Raw genomic sequence first — 8,264 nt, forward strand, 5'->3', positions numbered from 1 at the left:
ACTGGCCTCCGTCCCACTGCCCGATCGTGGGCGTTCGGTAGTTCGGTTCATGCCGGCGCGGCCCTGGTCGGCGCATCCCATTGCCCCGCGTAACTAGAACTGGTATCAGTTCTGAAACAGCGTCAGATGCGGTGCGGTGGGAGGCAGTCGGCCATGACCGAGCTCGTGGAACACGGACAGCTGTTCATCGGCGGGGAGTTGACCGACCCCTTGGGCAAGGACGTCATCGAGGTCGTCTCGCCGCACACCGAGGAGGTCGTCGGACGGGTGCCGCACGCCTCCCGGGCGGACGTGGACCGGGCCGTGGCCGTCGCGCGCCGCGCCTTCGACGAGGGCCCCTGGCCGCGTACGACCCTGGCGGAGCGGATCGAGGTCGTGACCCGCATCAAGGACGGGATCGCCGCCCGGCACGAGGAGATCGCCCGCGTGATCTCCGGCGAGAACGGCTCGCCCTACTCCTGGAGCGTCCTCGCCCAGGCGCTCGGCGCGATGATGGTGTGGGACGCGGCGATCCGGGTCGCCCGGGACTTCGTCCACGAGGAGCGCCGGGACGGCGTCCTCGGCCCGCTCCTCGTGCGCCGCGAGCCGGTCGGCGTGGTGGCCGCCGTGGTGCCGTGGAACGTCCCGCAGTTCGTCGCCGCCGCCAAGCTCGCCCCCGCGCTGCTCACCGGCTGCACGGTCGTGCTCAAGCCGTCCCCGGAGTCCCCGCTGGACGCCTACCTCCTCGGTGAGATCGCGCGCGAGGCGGGCCTGCCCGAGGGCGTCCTGTCCATCCTTCCCGCCGACCGCGAGGTCAGCGAGTACCTGGTCGGCCACCCCGGCGTCGACAAGGTGTCCTTCACCGGCTCCGTCGCGGCCGGCCGGCGCGTGATGGAGGTCGCCGCCCGCAACCTCACCCGGGTCACCCTGGAGCTGGGCGGCAAGTCGGCGGCGGTCGTGCTCCCCGACGCGGACCTCGCGACGGCGGTGTCCGGGATCGTCCCGGCGGCCTGGATGAACAACGGCCAGGCGTGCGTGGCCCAGACCCGCATCCTCGTCCCGCGCGCCCGCTACGACGAGTTCGCCGACGCCTTCGCCCGGGCGGCGAGCGCCCTGAAGGTCGGCGACCCGCTGGACCCCGCCACCCAGGTCGGCCCGCTGGTCGCCCGGCGCCAGCAGCGGCGCAGCCTCGACTACATCCGCCTCGGCCAGGAGGAGGGCGCCAAGATCCTCACCGGCGGCGGCCGTCCGCCGGGGCTGGCGCGCGGCTGGTACGTCGAACCGACCCTCTTCGGCGACGTCGACAACTCCATGCGGATCGCCCGCGAGGAGATCTTCGGGCCGGTCATCTGCCTGCTGCCGTACGGCGACGAGACCGAGGCCGTGAAGATCGCGAACGACTCCGACTACGGCCTCTCCGGCAGCGTGTGGACGGCCGACGTGGAGCGCGGCATCGAGGTCGCACGGCAGGTCCGCACCGGCACCTACTCCGTCAACACCTTCAGCCTGGACATGCTGGGCCCGTTCGGCGGCTACAAGGACTCCGGTCTGGGGCGGGAGTTCGGCCCCGAGGGCTACGGCGCGTACCTGGAGCACAAGATGATCCACCTCCCGGCGGGGGCGTAGCCCATGGGCGACCGCTGGCACGTCGAGGTCGACCGGTCCGTGTGCATCGGCTCGGCCCAGTGCCTCCACCGCGCCCCGGACGGCTTCCGCCTCGACTCCGCCCGCCAGTCCCGTCCCGTCGAGCCGGACACCGACGCGAGCGAGCACGTCCTGGCGGCGGCCGAGAACTGCCCGGTGGAGGCGATCGTGATCACGCTGCTGGGCTGCGGCGAACCGGTGTTCCCGCCCGAGGAGTAGCGTCCGGCACGGCTACGGCGCCGAACCCGCCAGCAGCTTCGAGCTGTTGTGTGCCTCCTGCGGCGAGGGCCCACTGGAGCGGGAACGGAAGACCCACGCCGGCACCCGGCAGGTCTCCCTGGCCGCCCCCCAGGAGGAGGCCCGCCGCCACGGCTGGGGCGCTCAGTGCGAAGAGTCCGGTTCCGTCAGGTCGATCAGGCGGCAGACCGTTTCGATGTCTATCTTCACCTGGGCGATGGACGCGCGGCCCGAGAGCCAGGTGATGAGGGCCGAGTGCCAGGTGTGCTCGATGACGCGGACCGCGGAGAGCTGTTCGGGGGTGGGGTTCTCCAGGCCCACCGCGTCCAGGATGATCGCCGTGGTCTGCCGGGAGACCTGGTCCACCTCGGGGGAGACGCTGCGGTCGGCGAAGGTGAGGGCGCGGACCATCGCGTCGGCCAGGTGCGGCTCGCGCTGGAGGGCGCGGAAGGCGCGCATCAGGGTCTCCGCCACCCGTTCGGCGGCCGTGTCACCCGTCGGGGGCTTCTTCCGCAGCGTGCCGTGCATGTGCTCCAGTTGGTCCTGCATGGTGGCGACCAGCAGATGGACCTTGGACGGGAAGTAGCGGTACAGCGTGCCGAGGGCCACCTGGGACGACTCGGCGACCTCGCGCATCTGCACCGCGTCGAAACCGCCCCGGCTGGCCAGCTGGGCGCTCGCGTGCAGGATCCGGCGGCGGCGTGCCTCCTGCCGCTCCGTGAGGGGAGGCGAGGCCGGGCGCGACGTACTGGCTTCCGCAGGCATGGGTCCCGTTCCGTGACAATCGGTGAGGGTGTCGGTAGGGCACGTGATCAGACAGCATGACAGGGCTGCGCGCCGTGGCGCGAATCACCTGATCCACTGCTCACAGCGCCCCTACCTGCCGGTAGATTCAGAGGCTCTTGAACGATCAAGTCTGAAACTTGTTCTAGATTAGCGTCCCGTCGTAGTCTCGCGGGACAGTGCTGGCAGAAGGGGGCACAGAGTGACCGCTGAGGCCCGGGAAGCGGGTGCCCGGGAGGACTCCGCTGCCGACGGCGAGCGACCGCTCGACATCGCACTCCTCACCTATAAAGGGAACCCGTTCTGCGGCGGGCAGGGCGTCTACGTACGGCATCTCTCGCGCGAGCTGGCCCGCCTCGGCCACCGGGTGGAGGTCATCGGTTCCCAGCCGTACCCCGTGCTCGACGAGGGCTACCCCCGTCTCACCCTGACGGAGCTGCCCAGCCTCGACCTCTACCGCCAGCCGGACCCCTTCCGCACCCCGAAGCGGGACGAGTACCGGGACTGGATCGACGCCCTGGAAGTGGCGACCATGTGGACCGGCGGGTTTCCCGAGCCGCTGACCTTCTCCCTGCGCGCCCGCCGCCTGCTGCGGGCCCGGCGCGGCGAGTTCGACGTCGTCCACGACAACCAGACGCTCGGCTACGGGCTGCTGGGCGACATCGGCGCGCCCCTGGTCACCACCATCCACCACCCCATCACCGTCGACCGGCAGCTGGAGCTCGACGCGGCCGGCACCTGGCAGCGCCGCTACTCGGTGCGCCGCTGGTACGCGTTCACCCGGATGCAGAAGCGCGTCGCCCGCCGCCTGCCCTCGGTCCTCACCGTCTCCGGCACCTCCCGGCAGGAGATCGTGGACCACCTCGGCGTCCGCGACGACCGTGTCCACGTGGTCCACATCGGCGCCGACACCGACCTCTTCTCGCCGAATCCGGCCGTGGCCGAGGTGCCCGGACGGATCGTCACCACCTCCAGCGCCGATGTGCCCCTCAAGGGCCTGGTCTTCCTGGTCGAGGCGCTCGCCAAGGTGCGCACGGAGCACCCGCAGGCCCATCTCGTCGTCGTCGGCAAGCGCCCGCAGGAGGGCCCGGTCGCCCAGGCGGTCGAGCGCTACGGCCTCGAGGGCGCCGTCGAGTTCGTCAAGGGCATCTCCGACGCCGAGCTGGTCGACCTGACCCGCTCCGCCGAGGTCGCCTGCGTGCCCTCGCTGTACGAGGGCTTCTCGCTGCCCGCCGCCGAGGCCATGGCCACCGGCACCCCGCTGGTCGCCACCACCGGCGGCGCGATCCCCGAGGTCGTCGGCCGCGACGGCGAGACCTGCCTGGCCGTGCCGCCCGGCGACGCCGGGGCGCTGGCCGCCGCGCTCGGCCGGCTGCTGGGCGACCGGCAGCTGCGGGTCCGGCTCGGCCGCGCCGGCCGCGAGCGGGTGCTGCGGAAGTTCACCTGGGCGCGTGCCGCGGAGGGAACCGTGGCCCGCTACCGCGAGGCCATCGCACGCTCCGCGGGCCCCGGCCACCCCACGGCCGCCGTCCCCTCCGCGCCCCGGAACCCCGGCCGCTCCACGGCATCGGCGAGTGTCGCGTCCGCGGCCTCGACGAGTGACACCGGCGTCTACACCGAAAGCAGGGCCACGTGCTGACCGTCGACTTCTCCCGGTTCCCGCTCGCCCCCGGCGACCGAGTCCTGGACCTCGGCTGCGGGGCCGGCCGGCACGCCTTCGAGTGCTACCGGCGCGGCGCGCAGGTCGTGGCCCTCGACCAGAACGGCGAGGAGATCCGCGAGGTCGCCAAGTGGTTCGCGGCGATGAAGGAGGCCGGGGAGGCCCCCGAGGGCGCCACCGCCACCGCCATGGAGGGCGACGCCCTCGCGCTGCCGTTCCCGGACGAGTCGTTCGACGTCGTCATCATCTCCGAGGTGATGGAGCACATCCCCGACGACAAGGGCGTCCTCGCGGAGATGGTGCGCGTGCTCAGGCCGGGCGGCCGCATCGCCGTCACCGTGCCGCGCTACGGGCCCGAGAAGGTCTGCTGGACGCTGTCCGACGCCTACCACGAGGTCGAGGGCGGCCACATCCGCATCTACAAGGCGGACGAACTGGTCGCGAAGATCCGCGAGGCCGGCCTGAAGCCGTACGGCAGCCACCACGCGCACGCCCTGCACTCGCCGTACTGGTGGCTCAAGTGCGCCTTCGGCGTGGACAACGACAAGGCGCTGCCGGTGCGGGCGTACCACAAGCTGCTGGTCTGGGACATCATGAAGAAGCCGCTGGCCACCCGGGTCGCCGAGCAGGCGCTGAACCCGATCATCGGCAAGAGCTTCGTCGTCTACGCGACCAAGCCCCACCTGCCCCGCCTCGACGAGACCTCCGAGGTGGCCGCCAAGTGACCACCCCCCGGACAGAACACCTCGTCCTGCCCGGGGTCCTCACCGCCGAGCAGGCTGCCGCGACCGTCCGCGGCATCCTCACCGTGCAGCGGGAGGACGGCGCGATCCCGTGGTTCCGGGGCCACCACCTCGACCCGTGGGACCACACCGAGGCCGCCATGGCCCTGGACGCGGCCGGCGAGCACGAGGCCGCCGAACGGGCCTACCTCTGGCTCGCCCGGCACCAGAACGAGGACGGCTCCTGGTACGCGGCCTACGCCGACGGCGCCCACGACGACGTCACCGACCGCGCCCGCGAGTCCAACTTCGTCGCCTACATAGCCGTCGGCGTCTGGCACCACTACCTCTCCACCGGCGACGACACGTTCCTGGACCGCATGTGGCCCTGCGTCTACGCGGCCATGGAATGGGTGCTGCGCCTGCAGCAGCCCGGCGGCCAGATCGGCTGGCGCCGCGACGACGACGGCACGCCCACGTCCGACGCCCTGCTCACCGGCAGCTCCTCCGTGCACCACGCGCTGCGCTGCGCGCTCGCCATCGCCGAGCAGCGTGAGGAACCGCAGCCCGACTGGGAGTTGGCGGTCGGCGCGCTGCGCCACGCGATCGGCAGGCACCCCGAGCGCTTCCTGGACAAGGACCGCTACTCGATGGACTGGTACTACCCGGTCCTCGGCGGGGCCCTGACCGGAGCGGAGGCCGAGGCGCGCATAGCGGAGTCCTGGGACCGGTTCGTGGTCCCGGGCCTCGGTGTGCGCTGCGTGGTCCCCAACCCCTGGGTGACCGGCGGTGAGTCCAGCGAACTCGCCCTCGCCCTCTGGGCGGTGGGCGAGTCCGACCGGGCCCTGGAGATCCTGCAGTCCATCCAGCACCTGCGGGACCCGGAGTCGGGCCTGTACTGGACGGGGTACGTCTTCGAGGACAAGGCCGTCTGGCCGCGCGAACTCACCACGTGGACGGCGGGTTCGCTGCTGCTCGCCGTGGCCGCGCTCGGTGGCCACGAGGCCACCTGCGCCGTCTTCGGCGGCGAGCACCTGCCGGCCGGACTGACCCCCGACTGCTGCCGCTAGTGCTTGCACCAGCAGCGGGCAGCCGGGGGCCGGTTCGGGGTCAGTGCCGGTGGATGCGGTTGGCCACCGCATGGCCGATGAAGAGGTAGACCACCGCTGCGAGGCCGTACCCGGCGACCACCCGGGCCCAGGCCTGGTGGAAGGTGAACAGGTCGTAAGACCAGCTCGCCAGCCAGGCGGCGACGTGGTGGATGAACTGGACCAGGCTGTTGGCCCGGTTCGCGTCCAGCACATACATGAGGATCCACAGGCCGAGGATCAACGCCATGATGTCGGCGACGACCGCGATGACCGTCCCGGCCTGATTCGCACCGTTGCGATATCGAGGGGACATACTCTCCGGATTGCCGGAGCGCGCACGCTGAAACCCGAACGGCGTCCCCCGAGTGGTGCGGCCGCTCCCGCCGGGTGAACCTGCCTGAGGAAGCAACCGCTCGGGGAGACACGCCCGGAGGGACCTCGTGCCCGTACCGATACGACGCCTTGGTGTGGCGCTCACCCTGTGCTGCGCCCTGCTGGCAGGTTCCACCGCCTGCGGGAGCAGCGCGACCACCAGTACGAAGGACACCGCGGCGGTACAGGCGATGCCCGCCGCCGCCACCCCCAGCCCGACCACGTCCGCCGAACGGCAGAAGCTCGCCAAGACCCGGTTCGTGGCGAACGCGGGCCTCGCGGCCGGCGCCACCTACCAGTGGATCGTGAAGCCCTGGAAGGCGGGCAAGTTCAAGAAGGGCGCCCAGGGCCGCAAGGCCGCCCTGCTGAAGGCCGGTCTCGCCGGTGCCTTCACCTACAACCGGCTCAAGGCGGCCGAGCGCAACGCCAAGGGCGACCCGCACCTTTCGAAGGCGCTCGCCCCGCTCAGCGCGGGCATCGAGAGCCTGAAGGGCCTGCCGGCCAAGCTGCGGGGCGGTGACGCGAACGCGGCCGGCGCCTTCGACGACGTCATCAACAAGGTCAAGGGCGCGGGCGCGAGCGCCGGTGCACCGGTCAAGAACCAGGTGCCGTCGGCGGGTCAGCTCAGCAGCGGTTCCTAGGAGTTCAGCTCCGCGAGGACCCGCAGGGTGTACGGGTCCGGTGACAGGGCCAGCAGGTCCGTCACCGGGCCCTTGCGCCACAACTCCAGCCGCTCCGCGATGCGTTCGCGCGGACCGACCAGGGAGATCTCGTCGGCGAAGGCGTCCGGCACGGCCAGCACCGCCTTCTCGCGGCGCCCCGCCAGGAACAGCTCCTGGACCCGGCGGGCCTCCTCCGCGTAGCCCATGCGCGCCATGAGGTCGGCGTGGAAGTTGCGGGAGGCGTGGCCCATCCCGCCGATGTAGAAGCCGAGCATCGCCTTGACGGGCAGCAGTCCCTCGGCGACGTCGTCGCACACCTTCACCCGGGCCATCGCGGCCACCAGGAACCCCCGGGGCAACTCCCGCACCACCTCTCCGTACACCTCGGGCCGGCTCGGCGCCCAGTACAGCGGCAGCCAGCCGTCGGCGATCCGGGCCGTCTGCGCCACGTTCCTCGGTCCCTCGGCGCCGAGCAGCACCGGCAGCCCGGGGCGCAGCGGGTGGGTGATCGGCTTGAGCGGTCTGCCGAGGCCGGTGCCGTCCGGGCCGCGGTAGGGCAGCGGGTGGAACCGGCCGTCCACCTCCACCGGCGCCTCGCGCCGCAGCACCTGCCGTACGACGTCCACGTACTCCCGGGTCGCGGTCAGCGGCGACGCCGGGAACGGGCGGCCGTACCAGCCCTCCACCACCTGCGGTCCGGACAGGCCGAGGCCGAGCATCATCCGTCCGCCGGAGAGGTGGTCCAGGGTCAGGGCGTGCATCGCGGTGGTGGTCGGCGCGCGTGCGGCCATCTGGGCAACGGCCGTGCCCAGCTTGATCGTTGACGTCTGCGCGGCGATCCAGGTGAGCGGTGTGAAGGCGTCCGAGCCCCAGGACTCCGCCGTCCACACGGAGTCGTAGCCGAGCCGTTCCGCCTCCTGTGCGAGCGGGACGTGGTCCCGGCTCGGACCGCGTCCCCAGTACCCGAGTGCGAGACCGAGCCGCATGCGCCTGCCTCCTGACGGTACGTCAGTCCATGGACGGGGGAGGCGACTGTCCGGCAACGGCCCCCCGCCCGGACGGGCGAGGGGCCGAAGCGGCAGCTCCGTGCAGCCTGCGCAACAGCTCCGCGGCC

At 72.1% G+C, this 8,264-nt stretch carries 9 protein-coding genes; 6 read left to right on the forward strand and 3 right to left on the reverse strand.

Annotated features, from left to right (window positions below; genetic code table 11):
• Positions 1-153: 153 nt before the first annotated feature.
• On the forward strand, positions 154-1,605 hold the full coding sequence (locus ACWEN3_RS35375; protein ID WP_452979473.1) for an aldehyde dehydrogenase: 1,452 nt from the start codon (positions 154-156) through the stop codon (positions 1,603-1,605).
• 3 nt (positions 1,606-1,608) lie between these two features.
• On the forward strand, positions 1,609-1,842 hold the full coding sequence (locus ACWEN3_RS35380; protein WP_452979476.1) for a ferredoxin: 234 nt from the start codon (positions 1,609-1,611) through the stop codon (positions 1,840-1,842).
• Between the two features lie 162 nt (positions 1,843-2,004).
• Here ACWEN3_RS35380 and ACWEN3_RS35385 read toward each other — a convergent pair whose 3' ends face one another.
• Positions 2,005-2,625, reverse strand: coding sequence for a TetR family transcriptional regulator (locus ACWEN3_RS35385; protein ID WP_452979479.1), 621 nt, complete (start codon positions 2,623-2,625; stop codon positions 2,005-2,007).
• 220 nt (positions 2,626-2,845) lie between these two features.
• Between ACWEN3_RS35385 and ACWEN3_RS35390 the strand changes: the two genes are divergently transcribed.
• The 3 genes from ACWEN3_RS35390 to ACWEN3_RS35400 are packed head-to-tail and all read left to right on the forward strand — an operon-like array spanning position 2,846 to position 6,095.
• Complete coding sequence (locus ACWEN3_RS35390; protein ID WP_452979482.1) at positions 2,846-4,282, forward strand: glycosyltransferase family 4 protein; 1,437 nt, start codon at positions 2,846-2,848, stop codon at positions 4,280-4,282.
• The gene (locus ACWEN3_RS35395) at positions 4,276-5,028 is read left to right on the forward strand and encodes a class I SAM-dependent methyltransferase (RefSeq protein ID WP_452979485.1); all 753 of its coding nucleotides are present in this window, start codon (positions 4,276-4,278) and stop codon (positions 5,026-5,028) included. Before ACWEN3_RS35390 ends, ACWEN3_RS35395 begins: the two co-directional genes overlap by 7 nt.
• On the forward strand, positions 5,025-6,095 hold the full coding sequence (locus tag ACWEN3_RS35400) for a prenyltransferase (RefSeq protein ID WP_452979488.1): 1,071 nt from the start codon (positions 5,025-5,027) through the stop codon (positions 6,093-6,095). The genes ACWEN3_RS35395 and ACWEN3_RS35400 overlap by 4 nt, the downstream gene beginning before the upstream one ends.
• Positions 6,096-6,135: 40 nt before the next feature.
• On the opposite strand, the gene ACWEN3_RS35405 is transcribed toward ACWEN3_RS35400, so the two are convergent.
• Positions 6,136-6,429, reverse strand: a complete 294-nt coding sequence (locus ACWEN3_RS35405; protein WP_452979491.1) for a hypothetical protein — start codon at positions 6,427-6,429, stop codon at positions 6,136-6,138.
• A 127-nt stretch (positions 6,430-6,556) separates the two neighbouring features.
• On the opposite strand from ACWEN3_RS35405, the gene ACWEN3_RS35410 reads away from it, so the two are divergent.
• Positions 6,557-7,129, forward strand: a complete 573-nt coding sequence (locus ACWEN3_RS35410; protein WP_452979493.1) for a hypothetical protein — start codon at positions 6,557-6,559, stop codon at positions 7,127-7,129.
• On the opposite strand, the gene ACWEN3_RS35415 is transcribed toward ACWEN3_RS35410, so the two are convergent.
• A complete protein-coding gene (locus ACWEN3_RS35415; RefSeq protein ID WP_452979495.1) occupies positions 7,126-8,136 on the reverse strand; it encodes an LLM class F420-dependent oxidoreductase in 1,011 nt (336 codons plus the stop codon). The genes ACWEN3_RS35410 and ACWEN3_RS35415 overlap by 4 nt on opposite strands.
• Between the last annotated feature and the right edge of the window lie 128 nt (positions 8,137-8,264).

The sequence above is a fragment of the Streptomyces sp. NPDC004561 genome, assembly GCF_053602155.1.